The organism is Paenibacillus chungangensis (assembly GCF_042675905.1).
Lineage (GTDB): Bacteria > Bacillota > Bacilli > Paenibacillales > Paenibacillaceae > Pristimantibacillus > Pristimantibacillus chungangensis.
Genome location: NZ_JBHTJZ010000067.1, coordinates 33096 through 58518, shown reverse-complemented (window position 1 = coordinate 58518; position 25423 = coordinate 33096). Strand labels below are relative to the sequence as shown.

Annotated in this window: 23 protein-coding genes, 5 tRNA genes and 1 pseudogene; 4 read left to right on the top strand and 25 right to left on the bottom strand. The window is 45.2% G+C overall.

The genetic code is table 11. The features are described 5' to 3' along the window. Positions 1–107: 107 nt before the first annotated feature. Complete coding sequence (locus ACFQ2I_RS21140; protein WP_377567812.1) at positions 108–659, top strand: accessory Sec system protein Asp2; 552 nt, start codon at positions 108–110, stop codon at positions 657–659. Between the two features lie 41 nt (positions 660–700). Here ACFQ2I_RS21140 and ACFQ2I_RS21135 read toward each other — a convergent pair whose 3' ends face one another. From ACFQ2I_RS21135 to ACFQ2I_RS21105, 7 genes are all read right to left on the bottom strand, one after another. Beyond that, a complete protein-coding gene (locus ACFQ2I_RS21135; RefSeq protein WP_377567805.1) occupies positions 701–2044 on the bottom strand; it encodes a hypothetical protein in 1344 nt (447 codons plus the stop codon). Positions 2045–2142: 98 nt separating this feature from the next. Continuing rightward, positions 2143–2225: transfer RNA gene (locus ACFQ2I_RS21130), tRNA-Leu, on the bottom strand. Between the two features lie 59 nt (positions 2226–2284). Next, positions 2285–2360: transfer RNA gene (locus tag ACFQ2I_RS21125), tRNA-Lys, on the bottom strand. Between the two features lie 50 nt (positions 2361–2410). Next, positions 2411–2485, bottom strand: a tRNA-Glu gene (locus ACFQ2I_RS21120). 196 nt (positions 2486–2681) lie between these two features. Next, a tRNA-Ser gene (locus ACFQ2I_RS21115) sits at positions 2682–2772 on the bottom strand. A gap of 6 nt (positions 2773–2778) precedes the next feature. Next, positions 2779–2854, bottom strand: a tRNA-Asn gene (locus tag ACFQ2I_RS21110). A gap of 28 nt (positions 2855–2882) precedes the next feature. Then, a complete protein-coding gene (locus ACFQ2I_RS21105) occupies positions 2883–3362 on the bottom strand; it encodes a SprT family protein (RefSeq protein ID WP_377567803.1) in 480 nt (159 codons plus the stop codon). A 108-nt stretch (positions 3363–3470) separates the two neighbouring features. Here ACFQ2I_RS21105 and ACFQ2I_RS21100 point away from each other — a divergent pair, with 108 nt between their 5' ends. Then, positions 3471–3839: a hydrolase/acyltransferase gene (locus tag ACFQ2I_RS21100; RefSeq protein ID WP_377567801.1), complete on the top strand. Its 369-nt coding sequence runs from the start codon at positions 3471–3473 to the stop codon at positions 3837–3839. 164 nt (positions 3840–4003) lie between these two features. Next, positions 4004–4144, top strand: a complete 141-nt coding sequence (gene cmpA, locus ACFQ2I_RS21095; RefSeq protein ID WP_262677051.1) for a cortex morphogenetic protein CmpA — start codon at positions 4004–4006, stop codon at positions 4142–4144. A gap of 372 nt (positions 4145–4516) precedes the next feature. Here cmpA and ACFQ2I_RS21090 read toward each other — a convergent pair whose 3' ends face one another. The 5 genes from ACFQ2I_RS21090 to ACFQ2I_RS21070 all read right to left on the bottom strand — a co-directional run bounded on the left by ACFQ2I_RS21090 (position 4517) and on the right by ACFQ2I_RS21070 (position 9553). Then, a complete protein-coding gene (locus ACFQ2I_RS21090) occupies positions 4517–5179 on the bottom strand; it encodes a nitroreductase family protein (RefSeq protein ID WP_377567799.1) in 663 nt (220 codons plus the stop codon). Positions 5180–5377: 198 nt separating this feature from the next. Next, positions 5378–7522 carry a Tex family protein gene (locus ACFQ2I_RS21085; RefSeq protein ID WP_377567809.1) on the bottom strand — a complete coding sequence of 715 codons (2145 nt, stop codon included), beginning with the start codon at positions 7520–7522 and terminating at the stop codon, positions 5378–5380. A 163-nt stretch (positions 7523–7685) separates the two neighbouring features. Beyond that, the gene (locus tag ACFQ2I_RS21080; protein ID WP_377567797.1) at positions 7686–8333 is read right to left on the bottom strand and encodes an MBL fold metallo-hydrolase; all 648 of its coding nucleotides are present in this window, start codon (positions 8331–8333) and stop codon (positions 7686–7688) included. A 3-nt stretch (positions 8334–8336) separates the two neighbouring features. After that, entirely contained in the window at positions 8337–8903 is a 567-nt protein-coding gene (locus ACFQ2I_RS21075; protein ID WP_377567795.1) for a thioredoxin family protein, read from the bottom strand. A gap of 41 nt (positions 8904–8944) precedes the next feature. Next, positions 8945–9553: a DedA family protein gene (locus ACFQ2I_RS21070; RefSeq protein WP_377567793.1), complete on the bottom strand. Its 609-nt coding sequence runs from the start codon at positions 9551–9553 to the stop codon at positions 8945–8947. Positions 9554–9719: 166 nt separating this feature from the next. Here ACFQ2I_RS21070 and ACFQ2I_RS21065 point away from each other — a divergent pair, with 166 nt between their 5' ends. Then, entirely contained in the window at positions 9720–10031 is a 312-nt protein-coding gene (locus ACFQ2I_RS21065) for a dehydrogenase (protein WP_377567791.1), read from the top strand. An 87-nt stretch (positions 10032–10118) separates the two neighbouring features. Here ACFQ2I_RS21065 and ACFQ2I_RS21060 read toward each other — a convergent pair whose 3' ends face one another. The 13 genes and pseudogenes from ACFQ2I_RS21060 to ACFQ2I_RS21000 all read right to left on the bottom strand — a co-directional run bounded on the left by ACFQ2I_RS21060 (position 10119) and on the right by ACFQ2I_RS21000 (position 25420). After that, positions 10119–10304, bottom strand: a complete 186-nt coding sequence (locus tag ACFQ2I_RS21060; RefSeq protein ID WP_377567789.1) for an H-type small acid-soluble spore protein — start codon at positions 10302–10304, stop codon at positions 10119–10121. Positions 10305–10318: 14 nt separating this feature from the next. Continuing rightward, complete coding sequence (locus ACFQ2I_RS21055; RefSeq protein ID WP_377567814.1) at positions 10319–10504, bottom strand: hypothetical protein; 186 nt, start codon at positions 10502–10504, stop codon at positions 10319–10321. Between the two features lie 76 nt (positions 10505–10580). Then, on the bottom strand, positions 10581–12017 hold the full coding sequence (gene cls / locus ACFQ2I_RS21050) for a cardiolipin synthase (protein WP_377567787.1): 1437 nt from the start codon (positions 12015–12017) through the stop codon (positions 10581–10583). Positions 12018–12157: 140 nt separating this feature from the next. Then, positions 12158–13159, bottom strand: coding sequence for a glycosyltransferase family 2 protein (locus ACFQ2I_RS21045; protein WP_377567785.1), 1002 nt, complete (start codon positions 13157–13159; stop codon positions 12158–12160). Beyond that, the gene (locus ACFQ2I_RS21040; RefSeq protein ID WP_377567783.1) at positions 13149–14555 is read right to left on the bottom strand and encodes an undecaprenyl-phosphate glucose phosphotransferase; all 1407 of its coding nucleotides are present in this window, start codon (positions 14553–14555) and stop codon (positions 13149–13151) included. The genes ACFQ2I_RS21045 and ACFQ2I_RS21040 overlap by 11 nt, the downstream gene beginning before the upstream one ends. Before the next feature lie 90 nt (positions 14556–14645). After that, on the bottom strand, positions 14646–15581 hold the full coding sequence (locus tag ACFQ2I_RS21035; protein ID WP_377567781.1) for a glycosyltransferase family 2 protein: 936 nt from the start codon (positions 15579–15581) through the stop codon (positions 14646–14648). A gap of 13 nt (positions 15582–15594) precedes the next feature. Continuing rightward, positions 15595–16452, bottom strand: coding sequence for a dTDP-4-dehydrorhamnose reductase (rfbD, locus tag ACFQ2I_RS21030; protein ID WP_377567779.1), 858 nt, complete (start codon positions 16450–16452; stop codon positions 15595–15597). A 61-nt stretch (positions 16453–16513) separates the two neighbouring features. Further along, positions 16514–17500: a dTDP-glucose 4,6-dehydratase gene (gene rfbB / locus ACFQ2I_RS21025; RefSeq protein WP_377567777.1), complete on the bottom strand. Its 987-nt coding sequence runs from the start codon at positions 17498–17500 to the stop codon at positions 16514–16516. Between the two features lie 2 nt (positions 17501–17502). Next, complete coding sequence (gene rfbC, locus ACFQ2I_RS21020; RefSeq protein ID WP_377567775.1) at positions 17503–18066, bottom strand: dTDP-4-dehydrorhamnose 3,5-epimerase; 564 nt, start codon at positions 18064–18066, stop codon at positions 17503–17505. Positions 18067–18081: 15 nt separating this feature from the next. Next, the gene (locus ACFQ2I_RS21015; RefSeq protein ID WP_377567773.1) at positions 18082–18825 is read right to left on the bottom strand and encodes a sugar phosphate nucleotidyltransferase; all 744 of its coding nucleotides are present in this window, start codon (positions 18823–18825) and stop codon (positions 18082–18084) included. A 15-nt stretch (positions 18826–18840) separates the two neighbouring features. After that, positions 18841–19548: pseudogene (locus ACFQ2I_RS21010) on the bottom strand (DUF6270 domain-containing protein). Positions 19549–19573: 25 nt separating this feature from the next. Continuing rightward, positions 19574–22015: a heparinase II/III domain-containing protein gene (locus ACFQ2I_RS21005; RefSeq protein WP_377567771.1), complete on the bottom strand. Its 2442-nt coding sequence runs from the start codon at positions 22013–22015 to the stop codon at positions 19574–19576. A gap of 93 nt (positions 22016–22108) precedes the next feature. After that, positions 22109–25420, bottom strand: a complete 3312-nt coding sequence (locus tag ACFQ2I_RS21000) for a glycosyltransferase family protein (protein ID WP_377567769.1) — start codon at positions 25418–25420, stop codon at positions 22109–22111. Positions 25421–25423 lie beyond the last annotated feature (3 nt).

The window sequence follows — 25423 nt, the reverse complement described above, 5'->3', positions numbered from 1 at the left end:
TGGGGACAAATCCTCCTCCAGTTGTCCATCCGCTTTGAAGAGCGCGTTAAACCGTTCATCCATTGATTTATTTGATAGAGTTTACACAAAATACTTGACAGACCCGCATCGAAAGAAGCTTAGTCAAAAACGTGTATACAATGAGAATTATGGATCTAAACTGCTCCCATGGATCTCACTATATTAACACTATCAATTATAAAAACTACGAAAAGGACATTCAAAATGCGATAACGAAGGTTATTTCAAAATTGGAAATTGATAAAGAAAATGTTGTCCTGTACGGAGTATCGAAGGGCGGTACCGGGTCCATATATCATGGAAGTGCTTTAGATTTAAAAGTTGTTGCGGTCGATCCGATATTACACTTGGGACATTATAACAGTAAAAATGACTACCACTTTTTAAAAGACCTCCGGAAAGAAGATTTAACAGATTCTATCAACAAAAGTTTAAATAACTGTGCAGATAATGAAAAATATATAATCTGTTCTCGGAACGTCAAGTTTAACTATGAGCAAGTGCTTAAGTTGAACAAAGATAAAATAAAGGTGATCGATATGGTAGACAAGATGGTAAATTCTCACCCAGAGGTTTCAAGGAATTCAGTCCCTGAACAGTTAATGTTTCTGAACATGCTTTTTAGTAAACTTAATTAACGAAGCAAAAGGATGCCTTCAAAGCGGAGGTATCCTTTTGCTTATGGCGCCGAAGCGCTGTAAATTTCAGTCTGCGTCCTAGACCCGCTACTACCATAAATGATGTATTTATTACAAGTTGGGTTACTGTAATAATCCATAAAAAAGGTAGAGTTGTTTGCATTTTGAATAACAACCAACTTGCTGGCCGCTATATTTGAACCACCGATGTCTTTGATCGTGACTGAAGAACTGTAAAATGAGAATGTCCTTATATCAGTCCCTTTCATGAAATCGCATATCTTTTCCAGCGTATCAAGTAGATCGCCCGTCAGTGGATTGTATAACTTTCCGTCTCCGCTACGCGGGAACACTCCAGCTTCTATTGCTGCCGGATTATATGACTGCCAGTTGATTCCGCTAGAAGAAAAATCGAATCCGCTTGACTCATCATCCATTTCCTTAAATATCATAAGGCCTGTTGCGGTTGATTCACTCATCATACGACCCTGATAGACAATCATAGAGTATAAATCACCGTTCGGGGCAATGTGAGCGCCCTCGGACTCTATTCGATCGCATGGATACCCCGCGTCTTCTATCGCACTAAGCATAAGCTTCGGGTTAATCAATCCCGAGTCTCTAAGTGTACCATCAGAATTAAGTATCATAATGCCATTGTATGACAACGGGATTGGTGTTGTCCCTTTCTCGTAATAGCCTCCTGTCTTTTGCACAATATAACCATCAGCTAGGGCTAACCCTTGCCTTTTGGGGACGTAGTCAGAGTAATCACCTTCGAAAAGACCACCAATGGAGGGATCAATCGTTAATGTCCCAATCCTGGAAAAGGTATCATCGAAAAGTGTGAAATTACTTCGCCTTATAGTAGCTCCTAGCGGGGCTCCAGTCTGCTCAACTAGCCACTTACCATTACGGTAACTGAAGTTAAGATTAAGCCCAACTTCTGCGATCGATGTCGCAGAAAGTGTAGTTAGGTTCGAAGGTAGCGTGTTGATTAGATATTTCCCGAGTGACGTTCCCGATGATTTAACATATAGATATCTGTCAGCACCCTCCATCTTAACGACAATGCCCTCGCCTCCTGCGTCTCCCGCATGGAAACAACTAATGTAGTCTCCAGAATTAAGGTCAAACACTACAATCCAGCGTTTGGTCCAAACAGAATCAGGGGAGTATACGATAAAAATCTGATAGTTATCCCAATCAATCGTGAATGACTGTGGATAGATGTACGTAACGCCCTCGTTGCTGACAATTGTATCGTAGTCAGGGAATCGAAGAGGTAATATCTTAAATACACTTTTCTTGAATAACTTATTCTTGATATCCCGCTTGTTTATCTCTGCTTTGTTAGCCGCAATCTCTTCCGTAGTTTCCGCCAACTGTTCAATAATTATTTAATGCACTAGTAACCAAATTCACGCTTAGTAACTTTGAACAAAACAAAAAAGCCCTTGCTTCGCAAGGACTTTTCCATGTATGCGGTAGAGAGGACTCGAACCTCCACGGGCATACGCCCACTACCCCCTCAAGATAGCGTGTCTGCCATTCCACCACTACCGCACGTTAAGGGTTATTGCCATCCTTCATTCATTCCGGCTCTCTTCACGAAAGAAGAAAACTGGTGAGCCATGAAGGACTCGAACCTTCGACACCCTGATTAAAAGTCAGGTGCTCTACCAACTGAGCTAATGGCTCTCATGATGATTGAAACGAACTCACAAGAGCTGCTTCACTTTAAGAATGGTTGGTGACCCGTAGGGGATTCGAACCCCTGTTACCTCCGTGAAAGGGAGGTGTCTTAACCCCTTGACCAACGGGCCGTATGTTACCTTTACACATCATTCGCTCTTGAGCGACAAGAATTATTATAACAACCTGTCCTCAATTTTGCAATCTTTTTTTGTCTTATTTCTCTTCCATCACCTGGCATTATGTCCACTCAATAAGCTTGAACGAAATAAAAAAGACCGTTGAACGGTCTTGCCGTCAATCCTGATGTCTTGTAAAGAAATAATGTGGCGGAGAAGGAGGGATTCGAACCCTCGCACCACTTACGCAGTCTAACCCCTTAGCAGAGGGTCCCCTTGAGCCACTTGGGTACTTCTCCAGAGAATGGCTCCCCGAACAGGACTCGAACCTGTGACAACACGGTTAACAGCCGTGTGCTCTACCAACTGAGCTATCAGGGAACAATCAAAGCGAACAATTAATAATTTATCACGCCTTCCCCTTATTGTCAAGCATAAGTAGCATTAATTTCCCACGGCATTTGCCGCACGCATAGCGTGCAGGATTCATTCTTCGCTTGCGCAAATACTCCATGCCGCAGCTTTCGCACTTTAACTTGTATTTATAAGCACTAACCTTGCTCTGAGACCTCTCGGGGAGGGTCTGACAATATCGGGATCCGCCTACATGCGCCAACAATTGCTTGAAGTCTTGATCGCGATGCCTGTATCCTCTGTTCAATATATGGAGATGATAATGACACAACTCGTGCTTGATGATTTTCTCCGTCTCCTCCGCCCCGAAGGCTTGCAACTGATGCGGACTGATCTCAATATGATGCGAGCCCGTAAAATAACGTCCCCCGGTCGCCTTTAGACGTGCATTAAATGTTGCCTTATGGAGAAACGGCCGACCGAAGCAAGCTATCGACACCCGCTCCACCCATTGTTGCAGTTGTTCATTATCCATTGTTATACTCCCCCAAACTACTTGAATTGTAACGCTGCTATAGGCTACACTGTCAAGTAGGAATTAGGATGCGAAAGCAATTCATGTAAAGGGGAGAGCTATACGATTATGGCAACGATGCGCTACGTACTTATGAGACAACAAAACGAGGTCAGCTTCGTGGAGATGCCGCAGTCACACGCCTACCAGCTTAGTGCGCTGAACTTGCGTCTTCATAAAGAAATCGATAAATTGACTGCGGAAGGTGTACCCGCTTTACCTTTTGCCATCGCGGAATGCGACAACGTCGATCTGCATGACAAGAACATTAATATCCACCACGGACTAATCTATATGAATGAACTGGAGCAGAGCTTCGCTTCCATCCAGGAGAAGTCCTACCCTCTTATCTCCTTGCTTACCGAGATCCGCGCTCTCCAAGCGCAGTTGGAGCAATGGTACGAGGAGATGGAGGAAGAGGAGCAGGCAGGGCTTTAAGTTTGATGCGAAGATTATAGAAATGTCGGCTTCGTGAAGTGAACAATAAGCTATGTTTGAGATGGAGTTATTCACCGTTATTTGCAACAGACATGCACAGAAGCCCTCCCTTGCCCATATGGTAATAGAACAACAGGTTAAGGCGCGGGAGGTGGACGATGCGCATGCCACAATGGCTTTGCAATCAACTGATGCGGGCATTCCTGCAGAAGGATCGGCGGCAGATCAAGCTGCTGAACGATTGCTGGTATTTCTACCGGACGAAGCAGACTCCAAAGAAACAGAGTGAAACGTTCATACCATGAGCAATGCTTGTATCGATGCTTGTGGAAGATGTGTGTGAGCATGAATTGAAGCAGCTCCATAACGAAAATTCAAATCCATTAAAAAAGTCGGGCTCCTTCATACAAGAAGGAGCCCGACTTATGTCTATATTAGTTGAACCATTGAATGAACCATGATAACAACGCAGACAACAGAGGGCTAAACGTGACCGGTAACTGGAAAAGCTACAGTTCATTGCGCTAGATTCGCTTGTTTTTCCAGATCTAACTGGAAAAGCTACAGTTGTTTTAGCCATTTCGGCTAGAAAACTCAGAAAAAGCGAAATCTACCTGTACTTTTTCCAGTTAATCGTTCCCCTGACGTATCATGCGAAGATGAGTGATAATGCCCGCTCACATTCCGTTAAAGAACGTAATGTCCTCTACCGCCAGACGTGTCGTAGGATGTCCCGGAGCGGCAGCTTTACCGATCGGCAGCATCAATGTCGGTAAGTAGCGATCCGGGATGCTGAACATGGCTCTCACAGCGTCACGGTCATAGCCGCCCATCGGCACGGAGTCGTAGCCTTTGGCACGGGCTGCAAGCATAAGCTGCATAGCGACCAATCCTGTGTCGAAGACGACAATTTCCTTCAGACGTTCAACCGGAAGACCTTTGTACAGATTTGTGGAGTTAGTAATCATCGTGTTCTTTATTTCTTCTGTCATATAGCCTGCTGCAGCCGCCGAGCTGTAAATATCCTCGGCTCTCTCATACATCTCCAAGTCGGCCATCACAATGACGATGGCGGAAGCTTCGACAACTTGCTGCTGATTCCACGCGATCGGAAGCAGCTTCTGCTTCAGCTCAGCATCCGTCACGACAAGAAAACGCCAAGGCTGCATGTTGGATGAAGACGGCGCCTTCGTCGCCGTTGCCAACAGCTCGCGAATCTCCTCTTCCGGAATCACATAGCTGCTATCATATTTACGAACGGAACGACGGCCTTCCAGCACATCGATAAACGCCGCCTCTTGTTCATTTATTTGTTGTTTCGAATCTACTAATGTTGTCAATTTTGAATCCTCCTCGAAGCTATTATTGTTTGGCATGCTAACTGTAACTTTCACCTTTACAGTATAATCACCCTTCAGAGGAATGTCAATTAACTAACTAAATGATATTAAGTAACAAATTTTTGAAATGAACAATATCGCGCTGAGTTTCTTCAACAGGACGAGGTGAAGGCTACACTTGCCCCGACTATAGACAATTTAGCCCTGAGACTTCTTCATCGTCAAGCTGACGCGGCCTTTCTTCACATCTGCGCTGAGCACCCATACCGTCACATTGTCGCCGACGGACACGACGTCCATAGGATGCTTGACGTATCGGTCGCTGAGCTGGGAGATATGGACGAGCCCGTCATTTTTAATGCCGATGTCGACGAATGCACCGAAGTCAATAACATTGCGCACCGTGCCCTGCAGCTCCATTCCAGGCGTAAGATCCTCAATATTCAACACATCGGTATGGAATATCGGCGGAGGCAGCTCCTCACGCGGATCGCGTCCCGGCTTCAGCAAGCTGTCGATAATGTCCCGCAGCGTAGGCACACCCACGCCGAGGTCGGCTGCCTTTGTCTCCACTTCGATTGCCGTCAGCTGCTCCCGCACACTGTCCGACCGCAGATCGGTCAGCTTCAGTCCTAGCTGCTTGAACAGCTCGTCGACGACTGTGTACGATTCCGGGTGAATCGGCGTATGATCCAGCGGGTTAGCCGCTTCCGGAATGCGCAGGAAGCCGATGCACTGCTCATAGGACTTCGCTCCGAGCCGCGGCACCTTCTGCAGCTGTGCCCGCTTCTGGAAGCGGCCGTTCTCCTCGCGGTACTTCACGATATTCTTCGCCACGGTAGCGTTGACCCCTGCGACGTATGCGAGCAGCGATGCAGACGCCGTGTTCACATCGACCCCGACATGGTTAACAGCAGACTCCACGACGCCGCCGAGGCTCTCATCCAGCCGCTTCTGGCTGACGTCATGCTGGTATTGGCCGACACCGATCGCCTTCGGCTCGATCTTGACGAGCTCGGCCAGCGGGTCCTGCAGACGGCGAGCGATAGAGACCGCGCTGCGCTCCGCCACGTCCAGCTTCGGGAATTCCTCCGCTGCCAGCTTAGAGGCGGAATATACACTCGCCCCCGCTTCATTGACGATAATATATTGCAATTCGGAGGAACCCCGCTTGCCGATCAGGCCGGCGATGAACTGCTCTGTCTCACGCGATGCCGTGCCGTTGCCAATGACAATCAGCTCCACCTTATACTTGTCGATAAAGCCGCCTACCAGCTTCTCCGCTTCGGCGACCCGATTGTTAGGAGGCGTCGGATAACATACCGCCACTTCCATCAGCTTTCCCGTATCGTCCACGACGGCCAGCTTGCAGCCGGTACGATAAGCGGGATCGACGCCAAGCACAACTTTGCCTCGCACCGGAGGCTGAAGCAGCAGGTTGCGAAGATTCTCAGAGAAGATCGTAATGGCATGCTCCTCCGCCTTCTCTGTCAGCTCCGCTCGCACCTCACGTTCGATCGAAGGAGCGATTAGACGCTTGTAGGCATCTTCGATGACCGCCTCCAGCGTCTGACGCACCTCTGCCGCCGTTCCGTTCCTGAGCAGCTTGCGCTTTATATGCTCGTGGATGCGATCCACAGGCGTATCGAACGATACGCGCAGCACCTCTTCGCGCTCGCCGCGGTTAATAGCCAGCACACGATGCGGAGGCAGCTTCCGCACTGACTCCTGATAGCTGTAATACATCTCATATACAGATTCTTCATCGGCATTCCTCGCTTCCGTACGAAGCGAAGACTGATCGAAGGTGAACTTCCGCACCCAGGAACGAATCGATGCATCGTCGGCGAAGTTCTCCGCCAGAATATCCATTGCTCCTTGCAGCGCATCTTCAGCAGTAGCCACCCCTTTCTCTTCATTCACATAGGCAGCGGCTTCTGCTAACGGATCGCCTTGGCGAGGCTGCGACCACAGCCACTGAGCGAGCGGCTCAAGTCCCTTCTCCTTCGCCACGCTGGCGCGCGTCTTCCGCTTCTGACGGTACGGACGATACAGGTCCTCGACCTCCTGCAGCTTGACGGAACGTTCTATACCGGTGCGCAGTTCGTCCGTTAACTTGCCTTGCTCATGGATCAGGCGGATAACCTCGCGCTTGCGCTCTTCCAGATTGCGCATATATTGCAGCTTCTCCTCAATAAGCCGGAGCTGATTCTCATCCAGCTCTCCCGTCATCTCCTTGCGGTATCGGGCAATGAACGGGATGGTATTCCCTTCGTCCATCAGAGAGACAGCCGCTTTCACTTTGCTAATGGGAATCGTACTCTCAGCGGCTATGCCGCTCATGATTCTGGCAAGCTCAGCCGCTCTCTCTTCATCAGACAACTGCACCTTACCGTTCGTCTCCTGCTCTATCGTATGCGTCAATGGAATTACACCGTCCTCTTTTAGAATAGTCAGTGAAGATTAGAGAAGCATTCCCTTCCTGCTTGGTCGGGAATGCTTCCAGTTATGCCGTATAGGGATTATTCGCCATCTCGTAGCCGATCGTCGTCCGCCCCCCATGGCCGGGATAGACAATCGTGTCGGCAGGAAGCTTGTACAGCTTCAGATTAATGGAATCGTAGAGATCGCGCTCCTTGCCTCCCGGAAGATCCGTCCGGCCGACCGACTGCCTGAACAGCACATCGCCGGAGAAGAGATGCTGCCCGCACAGAAAGCTTACACTGCCGGGAGAATGCCCCGGCGTATGCATGACCTGGAACGAATGACCGATGAAGTCCAAGGTCTGTCCCTCGTCAAGCGCATATTCCGCAGCATCTGTCGATAGCGGAGGCGTCACATCCTGCCAGCGCATAGACCCGTTCTTACGTGGATCGGTAAGCCAGTCCGCTTCCAGATCGTGAATATAGACAGGCGCGTCGGACAGCTTGCGAACATCGTCGACTCCGCCCATATGATCGAAGTGGGCGTGCGTCAGCAAGATCGCCTCCAGCTTGACGCTCTTCAGCCGTTCCGCCAGTCTTCCGGCATACATGCCGGGATCAATAATAATGCCTCGCTCCTGCTCCCCGTCTGTCACGGTAAGCAGATAGCAGTTCGTCTGCAGCGGTCCCAAGGAGTAGGCTTCTATGTTGAATGTCGCTTCCATCATCATCGCTCAGAAGCTCTCCAGCAGCTCGCGCAGCTCCTGCACGACATCCGCTTGATAGCCGGGGCCATCGCCATAACGACGCATGATCTCCTGTCGTGTCTCCGCCAGCTTCTCCTGATAGTCAGCCGCCTCTCGATCGGGATTCGCCGTCTTGAACGCAATCATGGCTTCTTGCACATGCTTCGGACGCGGCCCCCATTGACCCAGCACCGCGCCGCCGGTATCCGCGAATATGACGATCGGAATGCCGCGGCCGCCCATAGTTAGGAACTGATCCATCGTATCCAGATGATCTTCCATAATAAGCACCTCCGTAGGGATACCGGATACCTCCAGCGCTCCGAATACGGCCGGCACATTGCGCACCACGTCGCCACACCACTCCGCCATCAGTATGAGGCAGCGAAGGTCGTCCCGATTGTTGAGCGACTCGAAGAATTCCCGATCATCTGAGCTAGGCCAGTTGAATTGCTCCATCCAATCTACGAATTGCTCTTTGTTTTTCGTCATGCCATCGAGAAATTGCTGCGGGCTTATCCCTTTGCCAAGCTTGTCAGCAATGCTTTTGCTCATCGATATCCCTCTTTCCATTACTATGTATGTGATTCATTATACTAGAATTTCCTGGCCCTGCGAATATACATATAGATAACGACGATAGCGACAAGGGCAATAATACCGTATACAATATTGGAATATACATCCATGAACGCCACAATATCATTCCAGTTATCTCCTACCATGGTACCCAACATGACCAGAATCGTATTCCATATGAGCGTTCCGATCGTTGTGAAGAACAGGAACGGAGCCAGACGCATGCCGGACATGCCGGCGGGAAGCGAGATCAGACTTCGGATTAGCGGAACCATTCTGCACAGGAATACCGCCCAATAGCCATACTTGTCGAACCAGGCATCCGCCCTTCGAATGTCCTCCTTCTTCACCCGCAGAATACCGCCCCAACGGTCGATAATCCGCTCCAGACGCTCCACATCTAGCCAGCGACCGATGAAATACAAGATGATGGCGCCGACAAGCGAGCCCACCGTCGCCACGATGATGACACCGAACGGCGTTAGCGACGTGTTGATCGTCATGAAGCCCCCGAATGTCAGAATGACTTCCGAAGGAATCGGCGGAAAAAGATTTTCCAGCGCAATCATAAGCAAAATGCCAAAATACCCGTACTGCTCCATAATATCGGTAATCCAATTCTCCATTCCTTACCTCCGCTACCATAATACCAGCCTTTTCCCCCCTGCTATTCTACCATATCATGAGCAGCCTCTTCCACAATTGTCGTTGGCCGTCATCGTCGCCTCCAACAATGTGACCATTCCAGACCTCTATGCATATGGATGAGAAATAGGGAGGGGCGACTAAGCCATGAATTCAAATGGACAAAAACATCAGCAGCAGTTGCCTACTGCGCGCAAAGTGCGCAGAGCATGCCAAAACGAACTGTACCGGACGGCCAAGCGTCTGAATCACTGGGTACCCAGAAACAAGATGGAAGCGGCAGCAGAGCTCTATTTCAAAAAAGTGCTGGCCAATATGGCCTGGATTGTAGAGCAACAAAACAACCGGAAAAAGCAGGCGGATTGGTGGGAGGAGCATGTTGCTCCGGAAATCGCCGAGCTGTGGGACATCGAACCGGCCCGATTATGTAAAGCGTTCCGGGATGCATATGGCGCGTAAATGGCGAGGCATGCAGCATAATCAAGCATGAAAAATCCGGGAGGCATCAGCCCATTTCATCACTGTGCAGCCCGGATTTTCCGCAACCTATTCCTTTGCTTCCTTCAAATGCTCAACCGAAACGGTTTTTGTATTGACGGGATTGTTGCCCACTGTCACTGTCGCCATGCCGTTTGCTTCATCCACATTTTCAATCCAGACGGAGTCGCCCTCCAGATGAACGGGAATCGTTCCTTCGAACTGATAGATCTCTTTCGCACGCTGCACATCCATATTACCGCTCCCTTCTATTCATCATCCATCGTATCCGTCGTCGTCTCTTCAATGAGACCGTTATGCATCGTGACATTGCCGCCGCCCAGCCCTTCATTGATCATACGGTCCACATCCATAAAATAATCGTCGCGCCCTTCTACATAAGGCTCCTTCGCTTCCTTCTTAGGGTCAGCGGACATGGCTTCCTGCTCTCTCATGGTATCCCTCCTGGCTAATATCGATTGTATTGCCTTGACCACAATATGCCCTCAGTCCGCTGGATTCATGCATCCGTTACAGCAGAGGGGACACGATGTGCATAACGGCTTCCGCGAGCTTCTGCTTCCTGGAACGTGCAGAGAAAGCATCGGCATCCACCTTTGCGGAATTTTGCAGATCCTGCATGAAATCGTTCTCCAGTCGAGAAATGAGCGCTTTGTCGAACAGCAAGGCCAGCAGCTCATAATTGCTGTAAAAGCTTCGCATATCCAGATTAGCCGTTCCAACAGAAGCCAACATCTCATCGACAATCATGACCTTGCTATGAATGAAGCCTTTGCCATAGCGATACACCTTCACGCCCGCTTCCAGCATATCTGTAATATGGGACAACGTAGCCAGCAGGACGAGCCTGGAATCGCTTCTGCCGGGAATGATGAGACGCACATCGACGCCAGTTCGCGCTGCGATGCGAAGCGCTGCGGCAATGGCAGGGTCCGGGATGAAGTACGGTGTTGCCGCGTAAATTCTCGTAGTTGCGGCTGATATAGCGGCAACGAGCACTTCCACAATTTTCTGATCTTCCATCCCCGGTGTGCCAGGCACGATGATAACCTCTCCGCCTGCCTTGTCCGGACGCGATTGATCTGGCCAATACGATGCGAGGTCCTGCCATGATTCCCCGGTGGCCATGCGCCAATCGCTCATGAACAGACGCTGCAAGTCATAGACGGCTTCTCCTGTCAGTTGCAGATGCGTATCCCGCCAGAAGCCAAGCTTCGGGTCCAGGCCGATATATTCGTCCCCGATGTTAATGCCGCCTAGGAAGCCCGTTACGCCGTCCACGACAACAATTTTGCGGTGGTTGCGATAATTAAGCCTGCCACGAAGCAAGCCTTTTGCAGGTGAAAAGCAGCTTGTGCTGGCTCCGGCACGCTGCAGCTCCTCTATAAATGACTGTTCCAGATGCATGCTGCCAATACCGTCATAAAGCACGCGCACCTTCACGCCTTCACGCGCCTTGTCGGTCAACGTCTGTAAGAATCGCTTGCCCACACTGTCATGACGAATCGTGTAATAATCCAGATGGATATGATGCTCAGCTCGCTTCATTGCCGTCTCGATCGCATCGAACGTTGCTTCGCCATCAGTCAATACCCTGCCTCTGTTGCCGACTCGCAACGGGAATGGCGACAGCTTCTCCAACACATGAAGCAGACGTTGTCGATAGGCTTCCTCCTCACAGGATATTGCTATTTTGTCGCCAGAGTCTTGGGTCTGACGACCCTCTCCTAAGTGCTCACAGCACTCCAGTTGCCACCTGTCGCGCGCTCTCTTCTTGACATATGGGCTGCCCAACAGCATGTATGCGGCAAAGCCGACAAAGGGGCATAGAAGCACAATGAACAGCCATGCGGTCATATGAGCCTGCCTGCGGTATTCCAGCAGCAGGATGACGACAATCTGCAATATATAAGCCGAGAACAATAGCGTAAGCCAGGCAGCCATCATGCCAACACCTCACCTCTTCGCTTTACCGCCATTAACCACAGCTTAGTTTAAGCGGATGGGGTAGTGCCTATTCCCGAATGGAATAACGAAAAACACACCTCAATTAAAGGTGTGCTGTAATCGTTATATAACGTTATTGATTACATGGCGCTGTCTGCCTTCACATCGGATCGTTCCTCGATATGATGCCAGATCAACTTGTGCATGCTGATACGCCGAGTAAGGAATCTTGGTAGCTTACGATGATGCAAGCCCAGCTTGTAGCCGATCAGCTTCGCTGCCGATTCCGCGATTAACCTTGGCAGAGCATAGAGCTTGCCGCTCTCCGAAAGCCCCTTCAACTGATAGCGCACCAGAGAGGATCCTGCACCGCCAACAGAGCTGTACGACGTAATCCATGCATTCAGCCGCATCGACGCGCCGTTATCAAAGTAGCGGTTGAACTGCTGTCTCACGGAATAATTGTGCGAATGGACCACATTCGCATCGCCGCAATAAGCGATGGCATAGCCGGTAAGTATGCATCTGGCCGCCATGAACATATCTTCATTGAAGAGTACCGGCTCCTGAAAGCCACCCATCATCTGAAAGATATCACGTCGTATGGCTGAGCACACATTCGAACAAAAAAAGGTGCGAAGTCCATATTCATCAAGCTGATCCAATGACTTCACCGATGATTGAGACGGGTAGTTATGCTCACGTGCCAGCCGCTCCAGAAGATGGGCATCGTCTCTGGGAAGCTGCCTGGCATAACTCATAACGGTACGGCCAGGGGGCGGCAGCTCATCCGGGGAGGTGGCCAGCAAGGGCTGAATGAGCCGTCCGATCAGTTCGTCATCATGGGGCATCGCATCCTGCGTCATGAACATGAGAATGTCGCCGGTTGCGCACGCTGCCGCCCGGTTGCGCGCTCCTCCATGATCGAACTCCGTACGCTTGATCGTCAACACCTGAGCGCCTGCCTTCTTCGCTCTTATCGGCGTGCCGTCCTCCGACTCGGAATCGATGACGATAATTTCCTTCGGTCTTACCGTCCCCCGCCAAAGCCTCTCCAACAGCTCTGTCAGCTCATCGCCTGCATTCAACGTAGGGATTATGATGGATACGGTACCTGATGGCGATACAGAATTAATAAGCATTTTTGTTCATCAGGCCCTTCACGATAGTCTTCACAATAATTTTCAAGTCGAAGATGAACGTCCAGTTCTCTATGTAGAAAATATCGTGCATAATCCGTTCTTTAATGGATGTATCCCCGCGAAGCCCGTTCGCTTGCGCCCAGCCTGTAATGCCGGGACGAATCTGATGCTTGATCATGTACTTCGGGATGTCTTCTTTAAATTGATGAACGAAATAAGGTCTCTCCGGCCTTGGCCCCACGACGCTCATCTGACCGAACAGCACATTGAAAAACTGTGGAAGCTCATCCAGACTCGTTCGTCTGAGGAACGAACCGAAGACGGTACGTCTGGGATCGTTCTCCACCGTCCACTGCGTATCGGACACCCGCGAGGCCGAGACGTGCATGGAGCGAAATTTGTACATATAGAACGACTTGCGGTCAAGCCCCATCCGTTCCTGCTTGAACAAGACAGGACCAGGAGAAGTGAGCTTGATACCTAGCACAATGAATAGCATCACGGGCGACGTAAGAATAATAGCAAGTAGAGAGAATAGCAGATCAAATGAACGCTTCAATAGTCTGTTGCCTAGTTCATCTAGCGGTACGTCACGCACGTTAATAAGCGGAATGCCTGCGAAATTGTCGAAGTATGGCCTGGCGGGAAGCAGATCGAAGTAATCCGGAATGATAAGTGTCTTTACGCCTGACCGCTCGCAAATATCGATAATCTGCGCGTACTTCCCGTGCGCGTCCAAAGGCAGCGCCATAATGACTTCATCGATGGGTCCCTTGTCCAGCATCATCTGCAGATCGTCAATCGTGCCGATGATCGGCTTCATATGACTGTAATCCGGAGCATGCTCGCGCTGATAATCGTCAAGAAAGCCCGCCACTTCATAGCCCAGATCAGGGTGCTGCTGCAGATTCTGATAGAAGCCGCGACCTAGCGAGCCTGCTCCTATAATCAGCACGAACCGCTTGTTGAAGCCCTTCCGCCGGAAGTGCGACAGAATCAGCTTCACGCCATAGCGATAAGCGGAGACAGCGACGATGTTCATGCAGAAGAAGATAAGCAGGAATTGTCTGGACACGTCCGACTCGTTCGTGAAATAGAGCAAGCTTAGCAAGCCAAGAAAGCTGACTGTTTGAATCTGAATAATCTTCAGCACGTCATAGGAAAAATTTTTGCGACGCTTCGGCGAATAAAACTGCACATAAAAACCGACCAGCACAGCGGAGAAGGAATACACCGTCCCCCAAACCAGGTAGGTCGAGAAAGGGATCGACTTCACATGCGTCAGCCAGTCGCTTTCAAACTTGATCCAGTACGCCGTCAGAAAAACGAGAAGCGTACATAGCAGATCAGCCAGCATATATAATTGTGTCAAAAAGCGCTGATTTTGTCGCAGCATAAGCTGTACCCACCCGCATTCTATCATAGTTCGATAACTCTACAACTACCATCATTGTACCAAATGAGAGATTGGAAGAAAACCAATCTATTAGGAAAGCTGTCGCGATAGCCGATTGATCATTCTTCGCTTACGTAGCATACTCGGTATTGTCTTCATGAATGTAGGCACACACTTCAGGAGCGCGGGCTCTCGAAGCAAAATGTAGCCCAGCTTCACTCCTTCCAGTGCCAGAACGACAGGAACGACAAGCAGCAGATGCCAGCCGATAGACTCGTTCTTCAGCAGCGTATAGAAGCGATTCATATAGGAGTGCTGTCTGATGAATAGTGGAATCGAGCTTCTGCCGCCCTTCTTCCAGCCACGAGCATGTAGTGCCTTGGCCGCAGGGATATAATACGACTTCCACCCCAGCCGCTGTGCCCGCCAAGCGACATCCACATCCTCTTTGTAAGCAAAGAATTGCTCGTCAAAAAATTCACCATCGAGAGAGATCGCTTCAATCATACGACGCGAATAGAGGGACGCCGCTCCAGATACGCCGAAAACCTCTGCGTCATCATTCCAATTGATTGCTGCTTCTCCCGCCCCCCGATCTTTCGCGTTGCGAGATAGCCCTATAGCAAGGCCAGTGCTGTCAATCAGATCCGGACGATCAGCCCGTACGAGCTGACCAGTCGCGCTGCCGGTCTCCGGATGCTGTTCCATCCAATCGACCAGCTTCTCCACATAGTTCGGCTCCAGGCGTACATCGGGATTCAGGACAAGCGCATAGTCGCTATTCGTCGCCCCGATTGCTTGGTTTTGCCCCCCTGCGAATCCATTGTTCACTTCATTTTGTATGAGCTTGATAGGCATATCGGTTCTATTCTCGCTTATCGCCTCTAGCGTATGATCGACGGAAGCGTTATCGACGATGACGATAGATACCGGGATGCTCTGCCGGGAGACCGCCTCGAGGCACGCTCCGATATCATTCGCGCTATTATAAGTAACGATGCATACACTAACTGTTGGAGCAGACATGGACACCCCTCACTTATCCTTCCGTAAAATAGTGCTGCAGCGCCTCTCTCCAAGGACGAAGAGGCTGAAATCCCCGCTCTGCCAATTCATGCCCATCCAGTACCGAATAGGCTGGTCTGGGCGCTGGCCGCGGAAATTCCTCCGTCGTGCATGGCAGCAGCTCCACCTTCGGCGCATCGGGACACAATTCGAATATAGCCTTCGCAAACACGTACCATGAGCAGTTGCCCTCATTCGTTGCCTGGTAGACGCCATAAGCTTCGCTGCGAGCCAATTCGACAAGAAAGCGAGCTAAATCGTGCGTATAGGTCGGACTACCAATCTGATCGTTCACGACCTTCAAGACATCCCGCTTCTCCGCCAGCTTCAGCATCGTAGTTACAAAGTTATTCCCATGCTTGCCGAACACCCAAGACGTTCGTACAATAAAATGCTGCGGCAACGTTGCTTGAACCGCACGCTCTCCCGCAAGCTTGGACTTGCCGTAAACCGACCTGGGATGAGTCGAGGAATAAGCCGAGTAGGGGGTTGAAGCCGTTCCGTCGAAGACGTAATCCGTGCTGATGTATATAAGCTTGGCCCCTGCTTGTCGCGCTGCCTCCGCCACATTCCGCGTACCTTCGGCGTTAATGCGATATGCTTCCGCTTCATCAGCTTCGGCTTGATCCACGGCTGTATAAGCTGCGCAATGGATAATGGCATCGGGCTGCAACTGCTGGAACACGCTCATGCACTGTTGCGCATCCGTAATATCCAGCTCTTGCCGAGTGAGCGGAATCATCGTCACGCCAGGGCTCGCAAGCAGTACCAGTTCCTTTCCCAGCATTCCTCCGGCTCCTGTTATGGCGATTTTATAGGTTGACTTTTTCAAGTTTGCAGGCCTCCCTTCTGCACATGTCTTGTATGCTTGAAGTGTAACAGCGTGTCGTCTGCTACTGCTTCGTCTGATATGCGCCAGTCAGGCAATCGTTCGTCCATTGCTCATTCCGAATATACCAGTCAATCGTTGCCTTTATTCCGCTCTCATAATTGTGCCTCGGCTCCCAGCCAAGCTCCCTGCGAATCTTGTCCGCATCAATAGCATAACGGCGGTCATGTCCCAGCCGATCTTCTACGAAAGCGATGAGCGATTCCGGCTTGCCCAGCGTCTCCAGTATAGTCCGCACCACCTGCAAATTATTCCGTTCATTGCGGCCGCCAATATTATACACTTCACCGCTTACGCCTTTATGCAAAACCAAATCAATCGCGCTGCAATGATCCTCCACATAGAGCCAATCACGTACGTGAAGTCCATTACCATATACAGGCAGCGACAGATTCTTCAGCGCTCGATGAATCATGAGTGGGATCAGCTTCTCCGGAAATTGATAGGGACCGTAATTGTTGGAGCAGCGTGTAATGTTCACATTCAGCCCGAACGTTTCATGATACGAACGCACCAACAGATCTGCTCCCGCCTTACTTGCGGAATAAGGACTATTGGGCGCAAGCGGCGTGTCCTCCGTGAACAAGCCCGTATCTCCAAGAGTGCCATACACTTCGTCAGTCGAGACTTGGACGAACTTGCTGACGCTATATTGCTTGGACAAGTCAAGCAGCGTCTGCGTGCCGAGCACGTTGCTCTTCACGAATATATCCGGCTCCTTAATACTCCGATCCACGTGCGATTCCGCCGCAAAGTTAATTACTGCATCGAGCCCCTCTCGAAAGAGGGGCTCCAGCTTCAAGCGATCGTTAATATCCGCATGCACGAACGTGTACCGCTTGCTCTGTTCAATCGCGCTTAAGTTATCGGGATTGCCGGCGTACGTAAGCGCATCGACATTGATCAATAGATAGGAAGGATAATGCTTCAGCATGTAGTGTATGAAATTGCTACCTATAAACCCGGCACCGCCAGTTATTAATAGCCTCACTGTCACTCTCCCTCTCCGTAATCAAAGTTCAATTCCGCTTCTGCCAAGGTCGGATGATGCTTATCCTTCTCTGACAAGATGGGCGAACTAGTCGGCCATGGAATACTGAGCGCAGGATCATCCCAACGAATTCCACGATCATGCTGGGGAGAATAAGGCGCATCCACCTTATATTGTACCTGCGTATTCGGCACTAGTGTGCAGAAGCCATGCGCGAAGCCTGCTGGAACATATAATTGCAGCTTATTATCCGCCGACAGCACGAAGCTCGCCCATTGCCCGTAGGTTGGCGAGCCTCTTCGCATATCCAATACGACATCCATGATTTCCCCGGCAGTTACCCTCACAAGCTTGCACTGCGCCTTGGGATGCAACTGATAATGAAGCCCTCTAAGCACATGGACGTCCTTAGACAGAGAATGATTATCTTGCATGAAGCTTGTGTTCACCCCATGTTCGGCGAACTGCTCGAAGTTATAGCTTTCCATAAAGAAACCGCGATGATCGGAGTAGACTTTAGGTTCAATGAGCATTACTCCTGGTAAGCTTGTCTCCTGCAGCTTCATTCACTCACCGCCATCCTACAATTTCATCGTACCAAATTTGGCACTGTAGACAATATCCTTCGCGAGCTCATTGGCTTTGCTGTAGGAAGCGTGGGTTCCTGCATCACTCCACCACTGTGTCAACACATCATATGACAACTCGCCTCTTGCAATATACGCATTGTTCACATCCGTAATCTCCAGTTCGCCTCTTGCCGAAGGCTGAAGACTTCGAATAATATCGAATACCTTGTGATCGTACATATACACGCCAGTTACAGCATAGCTGCTTTTAGGTGAACTTGGCTTTTCCTCAATTGACAATATCCGATTCTCAGACAGCTCGGGTACGCCGAACCGATGGGGATCGGGTACCTTCTGAATAAGGATCTTCGCGCCACACTCTTGCTGAGAATAATTGTGAACAAATGGCGCAATTGAATCTTGAAACACATTGTCTCCGAGAATAACGACCATGCGGTCATCTTGGACAAAGTGTTCGGCCAGCCCCAGCGCTTGCGCGATTCCTCCGGCATCATCCTGTACCTTGTAGGTGAAGGAGAGACCGAAGTCCGTACCGCTGCCGAGAAGGCTGACCACATCGCCCATATGCTCCTTGCCCGTCACAATGAGGATGTCCCGTATACCGGCTTCCTCCAGCTTGGCAATAGCATGGAAGATCATGGGATACCGCCCCACCGGCAGCAGATGTTTATTCGTCACCTTCGTGAGCGGGTATAAGCGTGAACCCGTCCCTCCTGCAAGGATGATTCCTTTCATGGGGGCCTCCTTTTCCTATTGATCTAAGGCTTCTAATTGTTCATATATATTATGATAATAATCATCATTAAAGTGATATGGACTAAGTCCCCACACATGTTTTGCATCACTGCAAGTTTCAGCATGAATTATTCTCACATTGGAAACTCTACTTTTAAAGATATTATAGTATCTTTTTAACATCTGATTCATATATGCTATTTCATTTATTTTACTGTCTGGAAACCGTTCAAGCACATCTTCATCCCAATAATTTTCAGACCAATATGCCTCATGCAATATTATTTTATTTTCTGGAACTATACTCAATAATTTATCAAGAAATTCGTGACAGCAATTTTCCCACAACTTGTGAGTAGACTCCATCCTTCATTTTATATGATCTGCTTTAGAAAAATAATAATCTATTATTTTAGAATTAATCAGTTCAACAGATCGAGTAATATAACTGTTATCAATACAATATAGATCAAAACGTTCATCAATCAGATCAATAATTAAGTAATCAAAACTGTTGACTATTACATTATCAAAAAAACTATTATTGAAGTCTGCTAAAATCATGTTCTTTTGGAATTTCGACTCTAACTCCAACATGCTTTCATCAATTAAAATAGGTTCTGACATCAAGCTGATAAACGAGCTTCTCGCAAAATAGTTAACATTAACTTTGACTTGTGATACTCGAAATATATCTCTAGAAACACAGCTCCCAAGAATCATTATATTATTCATCGTATCCCCTACATTATTTTATAGTTATTTGATCAAAGTTACCGTATTCAACCTCGCCGAAATATATATCATTAATTCGGTAAATACAAGTATATGTACCAGGCTCAGTAAACGTGTATTCAATAGAATTTGAATTATTGGAAATGAAATCATAACTAGCTCCATTTCGGTAAATATACCATTTTGATGAATACTGATTCATGTTGCCAAGCTCAACTGTAAATTTATATTTATTCTCCACAGTTACTGCTACCGTCTTATTAAGTATTTCAGGTTCTTGTGGCGCTACTTTTTCAAAGATAAAAGTAGTCTCTATATATTTCAGAAAACCAACAAGTTTTCTTTTTGTTTCCATAGCATTATTTCTTGTATAAGAAATAACTGCGTATGATTTTTCTTTGTCGAGTTCAAATGTAATTTCGTTAATATTTGAGTATGATGTAGATGCAAGTTCTTTCTTACCGGTATCCTTATTTAACAAGTAAAAACTATACGCAAGCTCTTCAGATTTTGATCCTGCGTTATTCCTCAAAGTAACTATATTTCCATCTATCTTCACATCAATCTCTGGTTCTGGTACTCTCTCTCTGCTATCCACACTTATCTCAAACTTATCAAAGTGTATACCTTGATTTGTTAGTATCGGTTTATTATTTATGAAATGACCTAAATCATCATTTTTAATAATTCTAACAGAGGTAATAAACTTTTCTGAGGAACCACTCTTGCTAAACTGTATTGTTGTGCTTTCAATCACAGAATTAAGACCAGCTGATACTAGACTTATTCGATCAGGATCATCAAATCCATGGTAACTATAAACATTGTCAACCTCCACCAGTTGCTGGATTAATACAGAATATTCATTATTAATCAATGATAATACTGTATCTGCTTTGTTCAATTGCTGAATTTCTACTTCATTAGATAAATGAAATGTTTGGGTATATGTGTTAATATTATTTGATTGTATATCATCTATTATTATGAAGTGATTTCCATTGATATAAGCTATACTTCTATCAATGGATACATTAGGATATATATTATTATATCCTGTAACCCTCTGATAACCTGGTAATCTACTGAAACTGTGAATGCCTGTCTTTCGAGAATTAAACATACTTATTGTATACGAATGGTTTGCTACGTTAACTATATTATGAGCAGTTGCGTTGTTCATAAAATCATGAATATTATTCCCTACCATATAATTATACATTCCTGGATCAATAAATATATCATGACCTTTAGAATATAAGGATAATGACAAATCGTCTGGATGTTTATGTGTACTCGATTGGAAACCCGATTTAAACATGAGCCATGTAGATTGATCAAAGTTCACGTTATTCCAATGCTCTCTAAAAATGACATACCCATCTCTTAGAAAAATCTTAGTTAAATCCTTTGGCATTTCTCCACTTTTCCCTTGAGTTTGTACATATTCTAAATTCTTGTTACCATAATTGTTCTTAATCTTGCCCTCGTTCTTTAATAAACCTAATGTATCACCAGTTAATGGAACTGTTAAATTTGGTTTATGTGCATATATTAGAAATTCTATTGCACCATTTAAATAGTTTGTTGCTTCAGTTACATAATCGTCTTGGACATTTTTTAAAAAACTTATCATATTTGAAAGATACGACATTATCCCCATATGATATCCAAATGAATTTTCAATATGAACATACTTATTTGGAAAAGCATACTTTAATTGTGAGTCTATCCTATCAATTGCATGATTAATATACTCTTTATTATTAAGGTAGTAACCAGCTTTAATTAATGCTCCATCTTCGAATATACCATGATTATGTTTGCTAACATAGTTCTTGTCATTCTTTAACCATTCAGCATGTTTTTCAATCAGATCATCTAAATTCGTGTTTTGTGGATTAGTTTGTCTTAATACTACTGCAAAATATAAGATATTTTCCGTTCGTTCCGATACAGAATGATCATACCATGTATAACGATTTTTATTAGTAGTTGTCTGGTCATAATCAACCCATGATTCCACCATTAAGTTGGCCGTTTGCAGATATTTATCGTTATTTGTAATCTCGTACGCTTTTACCAGATAATACACTGGCCTGAGAGTATGAAGATACAATGAGTAAGTATTAGGTGATTGCGTCACTGTCATATTCCAATCAATAGTTGAAATATCATATCTCACCTCATTTTTTATCTTTTCATTCACAATGAGTTGATTATTTATTAACATTTCTGCATATTCAACTACATCGTCTGCATCTAATCGTTTTTCTAAATATAAAGGTTCAAAAAAAAACGCATTAATTATTTCGTCGTTTGAATTTTTTGTCAATTGCTCACTAAACGTAACTTTAGAAATATTATTATTGATATCATCACAAGATGCTATAAACAAGGTTGGTAAGATTAGTAGAATTACGCTCTTTATTCCTATACAAAAAAATGACTTCATTTTAGTGATCTCTCCAAATCGATTTTAGTTTATCAGACAATAAAAGAAGTAATCCTTTATTGTCCAATATCTAAACGAGAAGTATTGAACTATTTACTTATATTTGTGACCATCTATAAGTTGAATCTCCTTAGTTATAGTTTCTTGTTTACCGCTTTGTCTGCGCACTCTACTAGCAGCATTCGATGATAATTCTAAAAACAAGTTGGGATTTTCGTACAGTTTTTTAATCCCTTCAGCTAGGCCTTTATAGTCTTCTCCATCAACTAGTATTCCACAGCTATCATCAACAAATTCTGGAATCGCTGAAACAGCATTTGTCAAAGGAACTAAGCCTGAAGCCATAGCTTCATCCCTAGAAACTCCTTGAGAATCCCATCTTGTAGGATTTAAAAAAACTCCATATTCTTCAAATAATAATGGCATATCTGATTGACGTATAAAAGATTCATCTAATTGAACATTTCTGTACTTCATTAACGGTTTAACTGTCTTATTAAATAATTCCCCACGCCCAATTATTCTAAATTCTATATCATTAAAAAATGCTTCTTTTGATAATTCTTGAATAGCTTTAACTGTAAGATCATTTGCGTATTTAGCGCTAGTAAATGGCCTTATTGATATGATTTTTTTTCTTTTTTCAATTGATTTGGCGCTATAATTAAATAAATCAGAATTTATATAATTATGTATAACACTATATTTCTCACTTGGCAATTTCATTCCCAAATCTTGAAATACCTCATTTGCAAAATAGTCAGAAACAAAAACAAAATGGAAATTAACATCTTCATTGATTGTATTAGTAAATATATTCTTCCAGAAATCAAGTCTCTCTACTGACACTGCTTTTGCTGCTTCTAACTCACTTTTATTACTATAGTTAAATTGTCGCCGCCACCAAGGCTGAATTTCTGCACCGTGTACCCAAACAATAATCTTTTTATTCTTTCTGAATGGCTTTAAAGTATCCCACATTTTTTTTGTGAGAAAATGTATCAGTAATGTATTATAATTCCCAAAGTTCAATGTTTGTACAAGATCTTCATGATCACCACACTTTATATCAATGGATTCAAATTCGGAAAAACCGCTATTCAATCTCTCATTGAGTTTAAACATATCTACAAGTTTTCCATTTTCCTTGTATGCTCTCATTCTACTGTGAATAAAAGCATACCGGTAAAGATCTTGATAGCTCGGATAATGATCCGTCAATAGCAAAGTATCTGATTTACTGACAACACATTTTTGCTCATGATGTATTTCCCCCATGATTATCTTTTTAATTATACATGTTCCTTGTCCGGAAATACGTAAACCCAACTTAATACTATGAGTGTTAGTTGCTATTTCAACACTTACCTTCTTATTTATTGGTTTAACATAGGTACACGTTTTATTCCCCTTTTGATCTAATCCAATAATTGTGATTTCCAATGAGAACCTCGATAAATATTCTGCTTCAATGTAAATATCCAATTTATTAGTTAACAGGCCAATTTCACCAGTACTAATGATTTTATTTAGATATAAATAAAAATGATCTCTTGGCAGTGCTGACTCTAAATATACACCTCGATCATGTGATTTAACACGTATCAGTTCCGTACTCGACAGATAGCTTTCTAATTCACCTGACGTAATAACATAGTTTCTTGTTTCATTCTCAAAAGGTGTAATCTCAGTGGCCATATTCAAAAGATAAGGCAAATTAATTCCAGTATCAAATAAGATTAAATCATCCACAACTTCACAATGATTATCAGTAAAATTCATACAGTAATTAAATTCATCAATTGATAATGCCGTGCTTTCTATGATGCTATGCTCGATATCATTCCAGTAAGCCAATATCGTTTTTGAAGAAAATTTACTAGTAGAGAAATATGATTTTCTTATACAAGCCTCTGACGTTTCTCTATAATTTACACCGATATTATAATTAAATTGATCTGAGTCATGATTATAATAGGTATGTTTGGTAAATATATTTTGCTTAGAGTAAAGCTCAGTCAATGTAAAGTCTAATATATAGTTCTCACCGTAATAATCTTGAGGTGAGAAAAACACAATTGCATCATGCTCATCTTTTATTTTTTGAACTACTTCAGTTGTAATATGTTTAAAGAAATTATGATTATGATTATGATTATTGAATGTATTCTTAGGAGCAAACAGATACAGAGTTTTATTCTCATAGGTTTGTCTATTAAATTGGTACATAATATAGTTAAGCTGATTTACATTATGAACTGTCGTAAGAACTGCTACACTTTTACTTAATTGAACATCCTCTTTTTGAAAGACTTGTTCAATAATATAATTAAGTCTATGACTATATGTATGCTCATTCAGAGTTTTTCGAAGTCCTGCAAGTCGATATTTCTTATAATAACTTTCATCAATAAACTTATTTATTTCCTTTGTTAATTGTTGCTTATCATCAGTGCAAACTACAAGGTCACCAAAAATATTTCGGATTGCCCTTGAGTAGTTACTCACAGTAACAGTGTTAGATGCCAATAATTCAAATACTCTACGAGCACACATAGATTGAGACTGTTTAACAGAATTCATATTTACATTAAACCGGTAGCCTTTATAAGCCTTATCTATCTCTTGAGGTTTTAAATTCCCTTCTATATACTTATTGTATTTCTTTGGAAAAGCATACTGAGGGTCATTATTATAGAAATTCCGATCAAAGATATCCAGTTGGCTTTTTTCTGAAATAACATCCAAAAAAGCATCAAGGTCCCTAATTCTCTCGGGATATCGTTTATAATAGGCTCCAGCAAAACAAAAGGCATCTTTCCTTTCGAATGCTTCAATTGGATTGTGATATTTTGTTTGTGCTGCAAATGGTAGTAAATAAACCTGTTGATGTTCAACATAAGTTTTATACTTTGAGATACAATCAATATCAGTAGTAAATACAAAATCAGCATATTTTGCTGTGGCAATGAAAGTATCAAAATGAACAGGATCTTCTTTATTCCAAAACACAACTGGAATTTGATGGATTTTGCAGTAATTAACAGCTTCAATTAATTCCTCACCAAGATGAGCTACTTTCCCATTCCAAAGACCTTGAATTCCTTTCCATGCAGATTCAATAAAGAATAAGTCCGGTTCAAATTGCTCTAATTGTGACTTCCAATTACTTGGCGTTATTTGCAAGAGATTACACTCTGGTTCAAATGAATGAAACGTAAATTCGTCCATAATGCATGCTACTTTTATTGATTTATTTGTACTAAACTTACTAGGAAATTTTCGATCATTTTTGATTAATTCAAAATCTGCATGACTACTCACATCACCTAATATTTCTTTCTTTAATTGATCTCTAAACGCTTTAATTTGATAGAGCCTATTATCAATCGCACGAATATCCAAAAG